Below are 13983 nucleotides of genomic sequence, written 5' to 3' on the forward strand. Positions count from 1 at the left end.
GGTCTCCTCGCCCTGAGAATAGGGTCTTCAAGGCTCCGTGTTAAGCGCTCGCCGCAGAACAAGGGCGTCAGCCGCCCCGCCGTCCGGGCGGGGATAGTAACGCCTCCGCCGCCCGACCTCCCCGAAGCCGCAGCCGGCGTAGAGCCTCAGGGCCGCGAGGTTGTCTTCGGCGACCTCCAGGAAGACCCGCTCTGCGCCGTCCGCACGTGCGGCCCCGAGGGCCGCCTGGACAAGCCGGCCACCGGCGCCAGCGCCGCGCGCCTCCGGTCGGACGCCCACGGTGAGGATCTCGGCCTCCCCAGCGACGGTTCGGACCAGGATCATGCCGGCCCCGTCCTCGATCAGGGCGACGGCGCCCAGGGCGGCGATCTCGGCGGCGCTCCAGCCGGGACTGAAGGCGGTGGCATGGAGGTCGGCGAGGGCGCCAAGGTCCCCGGTCCCGGCGCGGCGGACGGTCACTCCGGCAACCTGCCACCCGGCAGGCGGGCGTCCGGTGCACGCATGTAGAGCGGGATCAGGGGTCCGGGCGGGCGCAGGACGGCCATCTGCGCGGCGACCGCGACGTCGGGAACCGCCAGGGCGAGTCTCTCGGCCCCCGGAAAGCGGCCCGGCGCCAGGGCGACGTCGCCCAGGATCCGCGCCACAGGCGCCAGGGCCTCCAGGTCCGCCTCAGGCCCGAGGACCGGGGGTCCGCGGGCGATGCCGCCCTCGAAGACTTGATGGCAGATCGCCTCTCCCCGACCGGGCAGGAGAACCAGGGTCCGACCGGGCGACCCGGCGAAGGGCGCAGCCAGGACCTCGAGGCAGCCGAGGCCGATCACCGGGCGGCCGAGGGCCAGGCCCAGGCCCTTGGCGAAGGCCAGGCCCACCCTGAGGCCGGTGAAGGACCCCGGGCCCAAAGTGACAGCAATGCGGTCGAGCTCTGCGAAGGCCAGGCCAGCACGGGCCATGACCTCCTGCGCCAGGGGGGCCAGGCGCTCCTGGTGTCCCCTGTCCATGGGCTCCGAAGTCGAGACCACCGGCCTCTCCCCGTCCAGGACGGCAACAGAGCAGGCCGCCAGACAGGTGTCGATGGCGAGGACCCGCACGCCGGCCTAGAGGGTCTGTTCGACCCGCACGACCTCGGGGACATAGTGCTTGAGCATGTTCTCGACGCCCGACTTGAGGGTGGCGGAGGACGAGGGGCATCCGGCGCAGGCGCCGCGCATGTGCAGCCAGACGGTTCCGGTGTCAGGCTCGAAGCGGTCGAACAGGATGTCGCCGCCGTCCCGGGCGACGGCCGGCCGGATGCGGGTGTCGAGTAGCTCGCGGATCTCCGCCACCACCTGGGCCGTCTCGCCCTCGTAGGTGCCCTCGTCCCCCGCCGCCTCAGCGCCGACCCCGAAGAGGGGTTGGCCAGAGGTGAAGTGGTCCATGATCGCCGCCAGGACTGGGGCCTTGAGATGGTCCCAGTCCGCCGAGACAAGCTTTCCGACGGTCAGGAAATCGGCGCCGAAGAAGACGCGGTTCACGCCGTCGAGGTCGAAGATCGCGGCGGCCAGGGGCGAGGCCCCGGCCTCCTCGGCGGATCGAAAGTCCCGCGATCCGGCCTCCATGACGACGCGGCCGGGCAGGAACTTCAGGACCTGAGGGTTCGGTGTGGTTTCAGTCTGGATGAACATGCAACAGATTTGGGCCCTTGCGGGCCGCGACGCAAGATCACTGCAGGCCAAGGGGGCATCCTGTGGCGCGCATTGAACCCTCACAGGAAAGGGTGTATCGCCCCCGGCGCCCGTCGGCATGTAGCCGCCGGGGCGGGGCGCAGGCCCCCCGGGGATAAACATGGCGGAAGTGGCTGGGTCTTCGGGCGACGCGCCCCCCACCTCGACCAACTCCCACCAAGGACACGGCGATGGCTTCGGGGCCCTCGCCCTGGGTGCCCTTGGCGTGGTCTTTGGCGACATCGGGACCAGCCCCATCTACGCCATGCGCGAGGCCCTCGCCCACTCGCGGGCGGACGTCTCCTCCGAGCTTTCTGTCCTGGGCGTCATCTCGCTGATCACCTGGGCCCTCGTCCTGGTGGTGACCGTCAAGTACGTCGTCTTCCTGATGCGGGCGGACAACAAGGGCGAGGGCGGCACCCTGGCCCTGATGGCTCTGGCCCAGAGGGCCTTGTCCAAGCGGTCCGGCGCGGTCCTCTTCCTCGGAATGGTCGGGGCGGCCCTGTTCTACGGCGACGGGGTCATTACCCCGGCCATCTCGGTGCTCGGCGCAGTCGAGGGCCTGAGGGACGCCCCGGGGGTCAGCCCCGAGCTCGGGGCCCTCGTGCTGCCGATCTCGGCGGCCATCCTCATCATCCTGTTCCTGGTCCAGTCCCGGGGCACAGCGAGAATCGCCCGGGCGTTCGGACCCATCACCGCCGCCTGGTTCCTGATCCTGGGAGCGCTGGGCGTCTTCCACATCTTCGAGACCCCCTCGGTCCTGCGGGGCCTGATGCCGCACTACGGGATCCTGTTCCTGCTGGACAACGGCTTCGTCGGCTTCGTCATCCTGGGCAGCGTCTTCCTGGCGGTCACCGGGGCCGAGGCGCTCTATGCCGACATGGGCCATTTCGGGAAGGGGCCCATCCGGGCAGCCTGGCTCTACCTGGTCCTTCCGTCCCTGGTTCTGAATTACCTGGGTCAGGGCGCCCTGGTGCTGGCCCACCCCGAGGCGCGGGGCAACCCCTTCTTCGGGATGATCCCGGTCGCCGTCTATTGGCCGGTCCTGCTGATGGCCACCGCCGCGAGCGTAATCGCCAGCCAGGCCGTGATCACCGGCGCCTTTTCCATGACCCAGCAGGCGGTTCAACTGGGACTGCTGCCTCGCATGGACATCCGTCGCACCTCCGAGACCCAGGCCGGGCAGATCTACGTGCCCCAGGTGAACACCTTCCTGATGATTGGCGTGATCGTGCTGCTGTTCTCGTTCAAGACCTCGTCCAATCTGGCGGCGGCCTACGGTATCGCCGTCACGGGTTCCATGTTCGTCGACACCCTGCTGTTCTTCGTGATCATTCGGTACATGTGGAAGAAGCCCCTCTGGGTGGCGGGGCTCGCCGCAGCGGTCTTCGGCCTTCTCGACATCGTCTTTATTTCCTCGAACATGCTCAAGCTGCCCCAGGGGGCCTGGCTGCCCCTGGTCCTGGGCGCGCTGCTGGTGGTGATCATGTGGACCTGGAACCGGGGCACCCGGATCCTGAGCGAGAAGACCCACCAGGACTCCGTCGCCCTGGCCGATCTGTCGGACATGCTCCTGGCCCGGCCGCCCCACCGGGCCTCGGGCTCGGCGGTCTTCCTGACCTCGGACCCCGACGTCGCCCCTGTGGCGCTCATGCACAACCTGAAGCACAACAAGGTGCTGCATGAGCGCAACATCATCCTGACCGTGATCACCGCCCAGACCCCCCGGGTTCGGGACGAGAACCGCATCCGGATCGAACCGGTCAACGCGGACTTCAAGAGGTTGACCGTGTCCTACGGCTTCATGGAAAGCCCGAACATTCCCCGGGCCATGACCCTCTGCCGGCAGCAGGGGCTGAAGTTCGACATCATGGCCACCAGCTTCTTCCTTGGCCGCCGGTCGGTGGTGGCGTCTGCCAGCTCGGGCATGCCCCTGTGGCAGGACAAGCTGTTCATCTTCCTGATGCGCAACGCCGCTAACCCGACAGACTTCTACAAGATCCCGCCGGGCCGCGTGGTCGAGCTGGGCACCCAGGTCACCGTCTGAGGCCTTGCGCACCCCGCCCCGTCAACGCTAGAGCCCCCCCGTCGTCCCTTCGGATTGCCCGCCATGACCCGAGACATCAAGAAAGTCGTCCTCGCCTATTCCGGCGGCCTCGACACCTCGATCATCCTGAAGTGGCTGCAGACCGAGTACGGGGCCGAGGTGGTGACCTTCACCGCCGACCTCGGCCAGGGCGAGGAGATCGAGCCGGCCCGGGCCAAGGCCCTGGCCGCCGGGGTCAAGCCCGAGAACATCTTCATCGAGGACGTGCGCGAGGAATTCGTCCGCGACTACGTCTTCCCCATGTTCCGGGCCAACACCGTCTACGAGGGCCAGTACCTGCTGGGCACCTCCATCGCCCGGCCCCTTATCGCCAAGAAGCAGATCGACATCGCCCGCCAGACCGGTGCCGACGCCGTCAGCCACGGCGCCACCGGCAAGGGCAATGACCAGGTCCGGTTCGAGCTGGGCTACTATGCCCTGGAGCCCGACATCCACGTCATCGCCCCCTGGCGGGAGTGGGACTTCAAGTCCCGGGAGGCCCTTCTGGCGTTCGCCGAACAGCACCAGATCCAGATCACCAAGGACAAGCGCGGCGAAGCGCCCTTCAGCGTCGACGCCAACCTCCTGCACTCCTCTTCAGAGGGCAAGGTGCTGGAAGATCCGGCCGTGGAAGCACCGGAGTTCGTGCACATGCGCACGCTCTCGCCGGAGGACGCCCCGGACGAGCCCACCGTCTTCACCCTGGACTTCGAGGGCGGCGACCCCGTGGCCATCGACGGCGTGCGCATGAGCCCGGCGACGCTCCTCACCCGTCTGAACCAGCTGGGCCACGACAACGGGATCGGCCGGCTGGACCTGGTGGAGAACCGCTTTGTCGGCATGAAGTCCCGGGGGGTCTACGAGACCCCCGGTGGCACCATCCTCCTGGCCGCCCACCGGGGCATGGAGTCCATCACCCTCGACCGCGGGTCCATGCACCTGAAGGACGAGCTCATGCCGCGCTATGCCAGCCTGATCTACAACGGGTTCTGGTTCGCTCCTGAGCGCGAGATGCTGCAGGCGGCCATCGACCTGTCCCAGAAGCACGTCACCGGCCAGGTCCGGGTCAAGCTGTACAAGGGCAATGTGTCCGTGATCGGCCGCACCAGCCCCTGGTCGCTCTACGACCAGGACCTCGTCACCTTCGAGGAGGGTGCGGTGGCCTACGACCACCGCGACGCCGCCGGCTTCATCAAGCTGAACGCCCTGCGGCTGCGGGTCCAGGCCCGTCGGGACCGGCGGAACAGAGGGTAGTTCCCTCCCGGGGCGGAGCATGTCACCCTCCCGGAAACTGGAGGAATCCACATGAGCTTCCCGAACCTCACCGCCGTCGTCACCCTTCTCGCCCTGCTGGCCTATGTCTGGATGGGGGTCCGGGTCGGCGGCGCCCGCCGCACGTCCGGTATCGCCGCCCCCGCCATGTCCGGCGATCCGACGCTCGAGCGCTACCTGCGCGTCCAGGGCAACACCCTGGAGTGGCTGCCGATCTTCCTCGGCTCCCTCTGGCTGTTCGCCCACTACTGGGGCGACCTGCTGGCGGCTGGCATCGGCCTCGTCTGGATCGTCGGCCGGGTGCTCTACGCGGTCGGCTACTCCGCATCGGCGGACAAGCGCGAGCTGGGCTTCATGGTGCAGATGATTGCCTCGGCAGTCCTGCTCTTCGGGGCCCTATTCAAGGCGGTCCTCTCGGCTATCGCCTGAAGTATTGGGCCTGATCTCCTGGGCCTGACCTCCCGCCATAGTTTCGTCGAAGATGGGCGCGACCCTCTTCGCTCCCGTCTCCGCTGGAGTTCCCGATGCGACTGAAGACCCTCGCCCTGGCCGCCGGCCTCGCCCTTGCGGCGGGCCTGTCCGCCTGCACCACCGCGACGCCCTACCAGCCCCTGCTGGCCGAGTCCCCGGGGCTGGGCGGGTATTCGGATGTGCGGATCGAGCCCGGGCGCTACCGGGTGAGCTTCTCCGGAAACAGCCTGACCTCCCGCGAGACGGTCGAGCTCTACCTGGCCTACCGGGCGGCCGAGCTGGCCCTGGCCAACGGCTACGACACCTTCACCCTCGTCTCCCGGGATACAGACCGGAAGACCACCCTGCGGATGGACCCCGGACCCGCGCCCCTGCCCTACTGGAACCCCTACTGGCGGTACTACGGCTCCTATGGGTGGCGAACCTACGATCCCTGGATGGAGGGGCCCTTCGGCCGTCAGCCCCTAGAGGCCTCCACGATCGAGAAGTTCACCGCCTCTGCAGAGATCGTCCTCGGTCGCGGCCCGAAGCGGGCGGATGACCCCGAAGCCTTCGACGCCCGAGCCGTGATCGAGAACCTGGGCCCGCGGATTCAGCGCCCTGATGATGGGCGAGTCGGACCTTAAGGTCGGAAGCTAGACCGTCTCATCGGTGAAGGTCAGGCCCGCACGGGCGGCCAGGCGCTCGATCAGGGGCACGCCCAGGGCCGCACCCGGGGTCCAGACGCCGCCCGCCGTCGCCGGGGTGCGGATGAGCTGGATCGCCGTCTCGGCCATCATCTTGGAGGTCGAGCCGTAGCCAGGGTCGCGGTCACCCTTGACCGAGACCCGCACCTTTCGCCCGTCGGCGCCGATACCCACGAAGAGGATGTCGTAGAAGCCGTTCTCGCGTTCCTCGAGGCTGGGCCCCTCGCCCGGCTTCGGGGCGCCGGCACCGCCGAGGTCCGTGAAGGACGTGCTGGCGCCCGGCGCCGTGACGGACATCTCGTCGTAGGCGAAGTCCGTCCCCCAGGGATGGCCCTGAAGGAAGTTCGAGCGGTGGACGTTCTTGGTATTGATGGCCGCCATCATGAAGGGACCGACCTCGGCGTCGACGTCCTCGTCGAAGGCCGTCTCATTGCCTGACGGCTGGGCCGGGCCGATGAAGCCGGGCGTCAGGGCGAAGGGGTCCATCATCAGCTGGAACAGGGCGGGGTTGCGCCGGATGGCGTCCATGGTCGCGGCGCCGCTGGCGGCGGTTCCGCCGGACAGCCCGCCGCGCATGTTCCGCACACGGCCCTTTACCCGCGGGACGGGGTGGCCGAGGCGGCGCTTGGCCGTCTCCTCGGCGAACAGGACGCCCAGCTCGAAGGGGATGGAGTCGAAGCCGCAGGAGAAGAGGATGCGCGCGCCCGAGGCCCGGGCGGCCTCGTGGTGGGCGGCGACCATCTCAGCCATCCAGTTGGATTCCCCGCACAGGTCCAAATAGTCGGTCCCGGCCTCTACGCAGGCGGCGACGAGGTCGGACCCATACAGTTGGTAGGGCCCGACAGTGGTCACGATGACCTTTGCGCGGCGCACCATGGCACTCAGCTGGGCGGGGTCGGCGGCATCGCAGACCACCAGGGGCGTGGAGGCCGGGGCGCCGATCAGGTCGCGGACCTCAGCCAGCTTGTCCGCGGAACGGCCGGCCATGGCCCAGGAGACCTCGCCCCCCGGCGGCTGGGTACGAACCAGGTGCTCGGCCACGAGGCGGCCGGTGAAGCCGGTGGCTCCGTAGACGATGATGTCGAATTCCGCGTCGGCCCGCATGGGTCTCTCCCTGTCTGACAGGAGGGGTATGCCTCCTCCCGGGTCTTCAGCCAAGCCGTCGGCGCGCCAGCCAGACCGAATGCCCGCCGCAGTCCGGATCTTCAGGCGTGAACTGGAGGACCTCGAAGCCCTGTTTTGCCAGCAGGTCGCGGTACTCGGCCGGGGCAAGGCTGGCATGGTGCAGGGGATCGCCGCCGAACACCCCCATGGCCGTCCCCGCCTCCGGGCCGGAGGTGAACATGAGCCTGGCGCCCGGAGCCGCGTGGACACCTAAGACCGGGAAGAGGGCCCTCTGATCGTCGTGCGTCAGGTGGAACAGGCTGTCCCAGGCCAGGAGGCCGTCAAAGGTCTCTCCCAGGTCCAGGCCGCGCATGTCCGCGCAGAGCCAGGTCCCGGCGGGCAGGCGGCGGCGCGCCCGTTCGACCGCGGGCGCCGAGCCGTCGACGCCAGTCACGGCAAAGCCGCGGTCCAAGAACCAGGCGCCGAGGGGCCGCCCCGTCCCGCAGCCCAGGTCCAGCACCCTCCCGCCCGGGGGCAGGCCGTCCGCGAACCGTGACAGCCAGGCACCTTCGATCCGGACCTCCGCCCCCCGGGCCGCATCCCAGGCGTCCGCATGGCGGGTATAGAGGCCGATCACGTCCCCGGCGGCGCGGTGGACCTCGGAGTCGTCCATCTTGGGCGCTTCAGGCATAGGTCTAGGCTGACATGGCCCTGCGCCGGGCACCAGACCGCGCTGGAGCCCCCGAAGCGCCCGTTCAGGCTCCACTTTGCCCGACCCCCCTTGCCCGACCGCCCTTGCCGGAGCGACGGGCGGGGCTTATCGAGACAGTTGGAGCTTGATTCCGCCGTCCCCGCCGTCATCCGGATTGCCTGCCATGCGCCAGTTCAGCCTCCAGACCCGGCTTATCGCCTTCATCCTGCTCCTGCTCCTGACCTCGGTGGGCGTGGTGGCGGGCCTGGGCTATGCCAGCGCCCGCAACGCCCTGAAGGCCGCGGCCCTGGCCCAGCTCCAGGGTGTCCAGACCTCCCGGGTGAAGCTGGTGTCAACCCTTCTCCAGGCTTCGAGGAACGAGGTCCTCGCCCTCTCCGGCCTGCCGGAAGTCGGCCGGATGGGCGTCAGACTCCGGGCCGGCTACAGGGCCCTGGGCGATACGCCGCCGGATGCCGCGACCCGGGCCGCCGTGACGGCCTTCTACACCCACGACTTCGCGCCGGCCCTCAGCCGGGGGATCGACGCGACGGTGGAGCCTGAAGGCCTCCTGCCAGCCTCGAACGCGGGATGGCGCGCCCAGGCGGCCTATGTCGTCCCGTCGGCGCGGCCCTACACGGGCTCCCAGCCCCTGCTGACAGGCACAGATCCCACATCTTACGGACGCGCGGTGGCAGACACCCACGCCCGGCTTGGGGATATCCTCCGCCGGTTTGGCTTCGAGAACATCCTGCTGGTCGACCCTGATACCCTTGAGGTCTTCTTCAGCTACCAGGCCAACGCCGCCCTGGGGACCAGCCTGGAGACCGGTCCCTACGCCTCCAGCAACCTGGCAGAGGCGGTGCGAGGGCTCCGGCGCAGCCAGAACGTCGACGACTACCGGATGTCGGATTTTGAGTTCTACCGGCCCGCCCTGGGCAAGCCCCGGGCTTTTATCGTCACCCCCGTCTTCTACCGAAACCGGCTGGTGGCCATCATGGCCCTTCGCCTGGCCACGAACCAGGTCGAGGCGGCCCTGTCCAATGACGGGATGGGAAAGACCGGCGAGGTCTTCCTGATCGGCCCCGACAAACGGCTACGGACCGAATCCCGCTTCATGCAGGAAGACCCCAAGGCCTTCGTCGCTGGCCTGCGTCATTCCAAGCTCACCACCCACACTGTGGACCAGATCGAACGTCTCGGCACCGCCGTCCTGCTGGCGCCCCAGACCGGCGAGGCCGCGGAGGCGGCCCTGGCGGGGCGCAGTGGGGTGGACGCCGACGACGTGGACTACAGGGGAGAGCCGGTCTTCACTGCCTATGGGCCGGTAGACCTAGACTCCCTGCGCTGGGCCGTGATCGCCCAGGTCGACCAGAAGGAGGCCCTGGCACCCGTCCGCGCCTATGCCGCCCAGGCCCTATTGGCGGCGGTCGGCCTGGCCCTGCTGGGCTCACTCCTCGCCATCGCCTACGCCTCGCGGATCACCCGCCCGATCAGCGCCCTGGCCGCCGCCGCCGAGCGGGTCGGGCAGGGCGAAAGCGACGCCGAGGTCACGCCGCCACGGGATCCTGAACTCCGCGCCCTCGGGGACTCCCTCAACCGGATGATCCGGAGCCTGCGGGCGCAGAAGGCCGAGGTCCAGGCCCAGGCCCAGGAAAGCGAACGCCTGCTCGAGAGCCTGCTGCCGGCCTCAGGCGCCGCCCAGATGCGCGAGGGCGGGCACGACACCCCGCGCGCCTTCGCCGACGTCACCGTGGCCTTCGTCAATCTCTTCGGCCTCGACGCCCTGGCCCTCACCCTGGGCGAAGAGGCTGCGCTCAGCCTGCTGAGCGACATGGTGGGCGCCTTTGACGAGGTGGCGGAGGGCCTGGGCGTGGAAAAGGTCAGGACCATCGGTTCGTCCTACCTCGCCGCCTCGGGCCTTTCGGCCGAACGGCCGGACCATACCCTGCGCATGGTCGAGTTCGCCCGGGAGGCTGTCCGGATCGTACGCCGGTTCAACGCTGAACGGGGCCTGGAGCTCGTGGCCGAGGTGGGCATCAACAGCGGGCCCGTGACCGGCGGCCTGGTGGGTCGCCGACGGTTCATCTACGACCTCTGGGGCGACACCGTCCGCCTCGCCCGGGGTATCGTCTCGGATGGGGAGACCTCCATCCAGGTGACAAAATCGGTTTACGACCGGGTGCACGACCTGATCGATTTCGGGCCTGCCGTCCCCACCGAGATCAAGGGCATGGGTGGGATCGAGCTCTATCCCCTGATCGAGGCCAGCACCTCGAGGAAACCCCTGATCGAGGCCAACGCCTCCCGGAAACCGCTGAAAAAGGGACGAGGGCGCCCGAAATGATGCCTTCCGAACCGGGCGGCCTGGCCCTTGGCCCGGCCCTGGCCGTGGGCCTGGGCCTGCCCCTCGTCCTGCTGGTCATGACCGAGGCCATCCAGGTCGCCGGACGCCGGGGCCACCCCGTCGCCGGTCCCCTGCGCTGGACCCGGAACTGGTTCATGCCGGTCCTGGCCCTGGTGCTCTTCCTGCGGGTGGCCGTGGGCCTGCCGGGCTCGAGCCTGCCAGTCCGCCTCGCCGAGACCGTCCTGTGGATCTTCCTGGCGGCAGGTGCCCTCAACTACATCAACAGCCTGGTCTTTGAGGCGGCGGCGGTGGGAAGCTGGGCGACCCGGGTGCCGCGGCTCCTGCGCGACCTGATCCGGATCCTGCTCGTCGGCTTCGCCGGCGCCGTGGTCTATTCCACGGTCTGGGGAAAGGACCTGTCGGGCGCCCTGGCCGCCCTCGGTGTCAGCTCCATCGTCGTGGGCCTGGCCCTCCAGGAACCCCTCGGCAATCTCTTCTCCGGCGTCATGCTCCTTATGGAGCGGCCCTTCGAGGTGGGCGACCATATCGAGATCGGCGACGTCTCCGGCGAGGTAAAGGAGATCAACTGGCGCTCCGTCCACCTCAAGGCCTTTGGTGGGTTGACGCAGGTGGTGCCCAACTCGGTGCTCAACAAGGAGGTCATCACCAACTACTCCCGGCCGCGCCGGATGAGGATGGAGATGATCGAGGTCTCCTTCAGCTATGACGACGCGCCCAACGATGTCCGCGCCACCCTCCTTGAGGTTGCCGCCGAGACCCCTGGCGTCCTCGCCGCCCCGGCGCCCATCGCCGCCACCCTGAACTTCGGCGACTTCGGCATCGTCTACCGCCTGATCTACCGGACCCTCGAGGATGACCGCTGGCCCGTGCGAGGCGAGCTCATGACCCGGATCTGGTACGCCGCCCGGCGGCGAGGCCTGAACATGCCCTATCCCGTGACGGTCAACCTCGACTACCAGCAGAAGGGCGTCTTCGGGCGCACCCCGCCCCGGGCCCAGGACCTCCTGGCCGGGCTGGGCCGCTTCCCGGACCTGTCCGGCCTCGCCGAGCACGCCCTGGAGACCCTGGATTTCGCGCGCCAGGAGGTCCTGTTCCGGGAAGGCGACCCCCTGACGGGCGTGCTGGTCCTCGTCCGGGGCGAAGTCTCCCTGCAGATGGGAGAGGGCGAGGCCGCCGTCGAGATCGCCCGGGCGTCTCCCGGCGAGATCTTCGGCGAGAGCGGCATGTACGGACGCCAGGCCTCCAGCCTGTGCGCCGTCGCCCTGGAGGACTGTCTCGTGGTCCGCATGGCACCCGACGCCATCTCGCAGGTTTTCGAGAAGAGCCCGATCCTGGCGCGGGAGGTGGGGCAGCTGGTCGAGGCGCGCCGCAGCTCTGCCCAGGCCGTCCGGGAGAGCCGGCGCAAGGCCTGATCAGGCCTCGGTCTTCAGGACCGGGATATCTGCGGTCTTCAGCGGCGTCGTGGGGTCTCACCCCAGCCCCGTCCGCCCTCATGGACCCCTGCGGCACGCATCTGGTCGCCCAGGCCGCGTCCGGCTACCCGGCAGTCGGCGGCCACCCGGTCCCAGCTGCGCCCGCGGGAAACACAGTCCACCTGGCGTCCGGCGGTGATCCGCTTGAGGGTGTCCCGGGCCTCGCGCCCGCCCGGTGCCTTAAGCTCGGGGGCGTAGAAGTCGGCGAGCCGCACCTCCACCCAATCCGCGCCCCGGCGCGGGCCCACCGCCAGGCACAGGGAATCCCCGTCGCCCACATGCACCACGGGGCCGGAGAAGCGCTCGCCCCGGGCGAGGCTGGTGGGCATGGGCCCCTTCTGGGGCACCGCGCGGCAGGGATCGGCCAGGGCGGGGACGGCGCAGGCGAGAATGCCTCCGACAAGGAGGAGGGCCGCCCGGCGCGGTTTCACCTCAGCGCCCCAGGCCCGGAAGGTCAAAGGCTGCCAGGGCCCGGCGGGTGAGGTCGGCGTCGCCGGAAAGCCGGGCCGCGCCCGAGGCCTCCAGATCAGACAGCCTGACCTGGCCGCAGAGCGCCCTGACGAGGTCAGCCCAGGTCACGGCGACCGAGGCCCCTGCACCCGAGCCATCCGTGGCGACGCTGACGCCGTTGCGCACGTGCAGGCCGGCGGGCGTCGCGTCCGGGAAGTCGAAGCGGACATGGTGGTCGATCCCCTCGGCCCGGTCGGGGTCGATCATGACCCGCAGGACGTGCAGGGCCTCGCGCGGGGGCCGGCCCGCCAGCTGGGCCGGACGCAGCCGGTGCTCGGCCACCCGCGACAGGTCCAGGGCACCCTCCAGCTCCAGGGCCCGGGTCAGGCACCAGTTGCGGATGTTGGCCGCCGAGGTCCCCTGGGCGAGGGCCCGCAGCACGCTCGCCAGCAGGGCCCGGTCACCGGCCTCCGCCTCGGGCCGTCCGACCAGCCAGGAGGCCAGCTCCAGGGCCCAGCGCAGGTCGCCCGCCCCCAGCGCGGCGCTCGCCTGGGCGTGCACGGCTGCTGCCCCGCCGAAGCCTTCGACCAGGCGCTGCGCCCGCTCGGCCGGGGGCAGGACGAAGAGCTTGCCCGGCTCGCCGTCGAACCAGCCCCGCAGGCCGGCGGCGATCTGGCGAACATGGTGCTCGGCCACGCCGTAGAACTCGCTGGTCAGGTAGTCGTCGTCGCAGGCCGCCGGCAGACGCACCTGGTGGGCCAGGGCGTCGGCGGTCAGGCCCCGGTTCAGCCCCCGCACCGTCTGGTCCCAGAGGAACTGGATGGAGTCGCGATAGCGCGTCACCCGGGCGGCGATCTCGGCAGCGCCCGAGATCGGTGGGCCGTGGGCACCCACCAGGTGCTCTGCCCCCAGGGAGAGGATGTGGTCGATCCCGGCCAGCAGGACCTGGGGGTCGCGGTATTCCTCGCCGCGGATGGCAAAGACGTTGAACAGGGTCGGCCAGACCAGGTTCTGGACGCAGGTTCCAAGCTCGGGGAACCAGAAGGTGACGCTGTCGTCGGCGTCAGAGGGGGCGTGGTGGATCTCCACCGTCAGTCCCGCCAGGGTCAGCCGCTCGCCGCCCCGGAAGAAGTCCGTGGGCGGAACATACCCGGGGGTGAAGGGCGCATGCTCGGGATTGCGGAAGTGCAGGCCCAGGCCCTCATTGACCAGGGCGTCAGGCCCCTCGGGGGGCAGGCGCAGGCCGAACTGGTGGATCAGGCCCCGGGAATAGGCCGGGCCGATCTCGCCCGAGGTCCGGGCCAGGTTCAGGGGAATGCGCTCATGCCCCAGTATGGGCAGGTCGGCGCGGCCCGCATCCGCCAGGGCCGCCGTCGTACCGCCGATGTAGTGAAAGTGGCTGTAGAGCACCGCCACCAGGGGCGCGGAGGTGTGGGCCCGCACCTCGGCCAGGGCCGTGCGCATCTCCTCCACGCTCTCGCCCGTGTCGATGGCGATCAGGCCTTGCGGCCCCTCGAGGAAGGTCTGGTTGGACAGGCCATTGCCCACCAGGGTCCAGACCCCCGGCCGCACCGCGTGCAGCCGGCGCTCCAGCCGGGCGGAATGGTCGATTTGGCGAAGGTGCGCCCTCTGGCCGAGGGGGCCCGTGCCAACCTGTGCCGGATCGGCGTCGAAACTTCGCATGGA

The 13983-nt window shown here is 69.7% G+C and carries 13 protein-coding genes; 6 read left to right on the forward strand and 7 right to left on the reverse strand.

The genetic code is table 11. The features are described from left to right. Positions 1-27: 27 nt before the first annotated feature. From WCJ52_RS01485 to WCJ52_RS01495, 3 genes are read right to left on the reverse strand one after another with little or no spacing between them, the layout of a single operon-like run. The gene (locus WCJ52_RS01485; RefSeq protein ID WP_336901517.1) at positions 28-459 is read right to left on the reverse strand and encodes a GNAT family N-acetyltransferase; all 432 of its coding nucleotides are present in this window, start codon (positions 457-459) and stop codon (positions 28-30) included. After that, positions 456-1088: a tRNA (adenosine(37)-N6)-threonylcarbamoyltransferase complex dimerization subunit type 1 TsaB gene (tsaB, locus tag WCJ52_RS01490; RefSeq protein ID WP_336901518.1), complete on the reverse strand. Its 633-nt coding sequence runs from the start codon at positions 1086-1088 to the stop codon at positions 456-458. Before tsaB ends, WCJ52_RS01485 begins: the two co-directional genes overlap by 4 nt. 6 nt (positions 1089-1094) lie before the next feature. Continuing rightward, positions 1095-1661: a NifU family protein gene (locus tag WCJ52_RS01495; RefSeq protein WP_336901519.1), complete on the reverse strand. Its 567-nt coding sequence runs from the start codon at positions 1659-1661 to the stop codon at positions 1095-1097. Positions 1662-1821: 160 nt separating this feature from the next. Here WCJ52_RS01495 and WCJ52_RS01500 point away from each other — a divergent pair, with 160 nt between their 5' ends. The 4 genes from WCJ52_RS01500 (at position 1822) to WCJ52_RS01515 (ending at position 6155) form a co-directional block, all read left to right on the forward strand. Beyond that, positions 1822-3747, forward strand: a complete 1926-nt coding sequence (locus tag WCJ52_RS01500; RefSeq protein ID WP_336901520.1) for a potassium transporter Kup — start codon at positions 1822-1824, stop codon at positions 3745-3747. 63 nt (positions 3748-3810) lie between these two features. Next, entirely contained in the window at positions 3811-5040 is a 1230-nt protein-coding gene (locus WCJ52_RS01505; protein WP_336901521.1) for an argininosuccinate synthase, read from the forward strand. Between the two features lie 51 nt (positions 5041-5091). After that, positions 5092-5487 carry an MAPEG family protein gene (locus tag WCJ52_RS01510; protein WP_336901522.1) on the forward strand — a complete coding sequence of 132 codons (396 nt, stop codon included), beginning with the start codon at positions 5092-5094 and terminating at the stop codon, positions 5485-5487. Between the two features lie 95 nt (positions 5488-5582). Further along, the gene (locus WCJ52_RS01515) at positions 5583-6155 is read left to right on the forward strand and encodes a hypothetical protein (RefSeq protein WP_336901523.1); all 573 of its coding nucleotides are present in this window, start codon (positions 5583-5585) and stop codon (positions 6153-6155) included. Between the two features lie 9 nt (positions 6156-6164). Here the strand turns inward: WCJ52_RS01515 and WCJ52_RS01520 are convergent, their stop codons facing one another. Next, complete coding sequence (locus tag WCJ52_RS01520) at positions 6165-7319, reverse strand: saccharopine dehydrogenase NADP-binding domain-containing protein (protein ID WP_336901524.1); 1155 nt, start codon at positions 7317-7319, stop codon at positions 6165-6167. A 46-nt stretch (positions 7320-7365) separates the two neighbouring features. Beyond that, positions 7366-7992: a class I SAM-dependent methyltransferase gene (locus WCJ52_RS01525; protein ID WP_336901525.1), complete on the reverse strand. Its 627-nt coding sequence runs from the start codon at positions 7990-7992 to the stop codon at positions 7366-7368. A 202-nt stretch (positions 7993-8194) separates the two neighbouring features. On the opposite strand from WCJ52_RS01525, the gene WCJ52_RS01530 reads away from it, so the two are divergent. Then, a complete protein-coding gene (locus WCJ52_RS01530) occupies positions 8195-10354 on the forward strand; it encodes an adenylate/guanylate cyclase domain-containing protein (protein WP_336901526.1) in 2160 nt (719 codons plus the stop codon). Beyond that, the gene (locus tag WCJ52_RS01535; RefSeq protein WP_336901527.1) at positions 10351-11787 is read left to right on the forward strand and encodes a mechanosensitive ion channel family protein; all 1437 of its coding nucleotides are present in this window, start codon (positions 10351-10353) and stop codon (positions 11785-11787) included. Before WCJ52_RS01530 ends, WCJ52_RS01535 begins: the two co-directional genes overlap by 4 nt. A gap of 38 nt (positions 11788-11825) precedes the next feature. On the opposite strand, the gene WCJ52_RS01540 is transcribed toward WCJ52_RS01535, so the two are convergent. Both WCJ52_RS01540 and WCJ52_RS01545 read right to left on the reverse strand, forming a co-directional pair. Further along, positions 11826-12278: a nuclease gene (locus tag WCJ52_RS01540; RefSeq protein ID WP_336901528.1), complete on the reverse strand. Its 453-nt coding sequence runs from the start codon at positions 12276-12278 to the stop codon at positions 11826-11828. A 1-nt stretch (position 12279) separates the two neighbouring features. Further along, a partial coding sequence (locus tag WCJ52_RS01545) for an alkyl sulfatase dimerization domain-containing protein (RefSeq protein ID WP_336901529.1) occupies positions 12280-13983 on the reverse strand: 1704 nt, incomplete at its 5' end.

It is taken from the genome of Phenylobacterium sp., from assembly GCF_037138395.1.
Classification (GTDB): domain Bacteria; phylum Pseudomonadota; class Alphaproteobacteria; order Caulobacterales; family Caulobacteraceae; genus Phenylobacterium.

What these genes read in the sequence shown, in the direction of transcription:
- WCJ52_RS01495 (WP_336901519.1), bottom strand. Translation starts at nt 1,661, where the DNA reads ATGTTCATCCAGACTGAAACCACACCGAACCCTCAGGTCCTGAAGTTC.
- WCJ52_RS01500 (WP_336901520.1), top strand. Translation starts at nt 1,822, where the DNA reads ATGGCGGAAGTGGCTGGGTCTTCGGGCGACGCGCCCCCCACCTCGACC.
- WCJ52_RS01505 (WP_336901521.1), top strand. Translation starts at nt 3,811, where the DNA reads ATGACCCGAGACATCAAGAAAGTCGTCCTCGCCTATTCCGGCGGCCTC.
- WCJ52_RS01510 (WP_336901522.1), top strand. Translation starts at nt 5,092, where the DNA reads ATGAGCTTCCCGAACCTCACCGCCGTCGTCACCCTTCTCGCCCTGCTG.
- WCJ52_RS01515 (WP_336901523.1), top strand. Translation starts at nt 5,583, where the DNA reads ATGCGACTGAAGACCCTCGCCCTGGCCGCCGGCCTCGCCCTTGCGGCG.
- WCJ52_RS01520 (WP_336901524.1), bottom strand. Translation starts at nt 7,319, where the DNA reads ATGCGGGCCGACGCGGAATTCGACATCATCGTCTACGGAGCCACCGGC.
- WCJ52_RS01525 (WP_336901525.1), bottom strand. Translation starts at nt 7,992, where the DNA reads ATGGACGACTCCGAGGTCCACCGCGCCGCCGGGGACGTGATCGGCCTC.
- WCJ52_RS01530 (WP_336901526.1), top strand. Translation starts at nt 8,195, where the DNA reads ATGCGCCAGTTCAGCCTCCAGACCCGGCTTATCGCCTTCATCCTGCTC.
- WCJ52_RS01535 (WP_336901527.1), top strand. Translation starts at nt 10,351, where the DNA reads ATGATGCCTTCCGAACCGGGCGGCCTGGCCCTTGGCCCGGCCCTGGCC.